Annotated in this window: 1 protein-coding gene; it reads right to left on the reverse strand. The window is 70.4% G+C overall.

Annotated elements, in window-relative coordinates:
- A partial coding sequence (locus ACGFML_RS38105) for an SDR family NAD(P)-dependent oxidoreductase (RefSeq protein ID WP_393550545.1) occupies window positions 1-1,931 on the reverse strand: 1,931 nt, incomplete at its 3' end.
- Window positions 1,932-1,997 lie beyond the last annotated feature (66 nt).

Genomic DNA, 1,997 nt, shown 5'->3' on the forward strand with positions numbered 1-1,997 from the left:
CGCTGCTGCGGATCCATCGCCACCGCCTCACGCGGCGAAATACCGAAGAACCCCGCATCAAAATCCCCCGCACCATGCAGAAAACCACCCTCACGCGCGTAGGTCTTCCCAGGGGTGCCGGGAACCGGGGAGTAGATCGCGTCGAAGTCCCAGCCACGGTCCGTGGGAGGGGCTCCGATGACGTCCCGCTCCCCCAGCACGAGGTCCCACAGCGCTTCGGGGCTGTCGACATCGCCCGGGAACCGGCAGGCCATGCCGACGATCGCGATCAGATCGTCGTCCGTAGCGGCCTTCGTCGGCTCGGGAAGGTGTCGGGTCGGATCCGTTTCCCGGTCGTCCGCCCACGTGGAGAGGATGTAACCGGCGAGGGCCGTGGGATTCGGGTAGGCGAAGGCGATGGTCGTGGGGAGCGACAACCCGGTGGTGGCGTTGACGCGGTTCCGCAGCTCCAGCGCGGTGAGCGAGTCGAAGCCGACCTCCTTGAAGGCCCTCTCCGGCTCGATCGCGTCCGTGGTGCGGTGCCGCAATACCGCAGCGGCCTCGCCGCGGATCAGTTCGACGAGCCGGTGCAGCCGCTCGGCTTCGGTACGGCCGTCCAGGAGTTCTGCCAGTTCGGTGGCGCCGGGTGCGGCCCCGCGCTGTCGACGTGCCGCGTCCAGCGCCTGGCGTGCCTCCGGCACGGTCGAGAAGAGGGGCGTCGTCCGTACCGCGTCGGTGTTCGGGGCGAACCGCCCCCAGTCGACGGCCGCGACGGTCACGCAGGTGTCGTGCCGATCCAAGGCTTGCTGCAGGGCTTCGATGGCTTGCACCGGGTCCATGGCCTCGACACCGCGTCGAACGAGGCTCTCCTCGCCGGCGCCTTCCGCCATTCCACCGCCGGCCCACAGGCCCCAGGCGATCGAGGTGGCCGGCAGTCCGTCGGCACGGCGGCGCTCGGCCAGGGCATCCAGGGCGGCGTTGGCTGCGGCATAGGCGGCCTGGCCGCCGTTGCCCCACACGCCGGTGAGGGAGGAGAAGAGCACGAACGCGTCCACGTCCCGCTCCGCGGTCAGCTCGTGGAGCAACTCGGCGGCATCAGCCTTGGGGCGGCTCACGGCAGCAAGGCTTTCGACCGACAGGCCGTCGATCACTCCGTCCTCGAGTACGCCCGCGGTGTGGAAGACCGCGGTGGGCGGGTGCGCGTCCAGCAACGCGGCGAGCGCCTCACGATCGGCAACATCACACGCCGCCACGGTGACTCGCGCCCCCAGAGCACTCAGCTCCGCCACCAACTCCGCCGCACCGGGCGCCTCCTGCCCACGACGACTCGTGAGCACCACATGCTCCGCACCGTTCCCGGCCAACCACCGCGCCACATGACCACCCAACGCACCAGTACCCCCGGTCACCAGCACCGTCCCCCGCGGTTGCCAATGGGTACGGGCCGAGCTGGCAGCGCGCACGATGCGACGCCCGTACACCCCGGCGCTCCGGATCGCCACCTCGTCCTCGGTGCCGTCGGCGGTCCCGGCCCTGCCCAGAACCGCGGCCATACGGTCCAGCATGCGCCGGTCCGGCGACATCGACGACGACGGCGGTAGATCAATCAATCCGCCCCAGATCTCGGGGAGTTCAAGGGCGGCAACCCGCCCGAAGGCCCAGAGGCGAGCCCCCGTGCCGTCGGAAACCTCGCCGGGCAGGGCAGCCACGGCACCCCGGGTGACCGTCCATACCGGGGCACCCAGCCCCACGTCGTTCGCCGCCTGGACGAGGGAGACAGACGTCGGCACGGAAGAAGGCGCGCCCCAGAGTCCGAGCAGTGACACCACTCCCCGTATGGCCTGTCCGCCCTCATCCGTGCGGTGTGCCCTGAGCAGCTCCACGAACTGAGCACGGTCGGCCCCCAACGGCACGGTGACGCCGTCGACGGTGGCGCCGTGGTGTGTCAACACAGCAGCAATGTCGTCCGCCGGAACCGCTTCCCCACCCTCCGGAAGCACCATCAACCAACGCCCCGA

Origin of the sequence: Streptomyces sp. NPDC048650 (assembly GCF_043199095.1) — a bacterium.
In the GTDB taxonomy this organism is placed as follows: Bacteria; Actinomycetota; Actinomycetes; order Streptomycetales; family Streptomycetaceae; genus Streptomyces.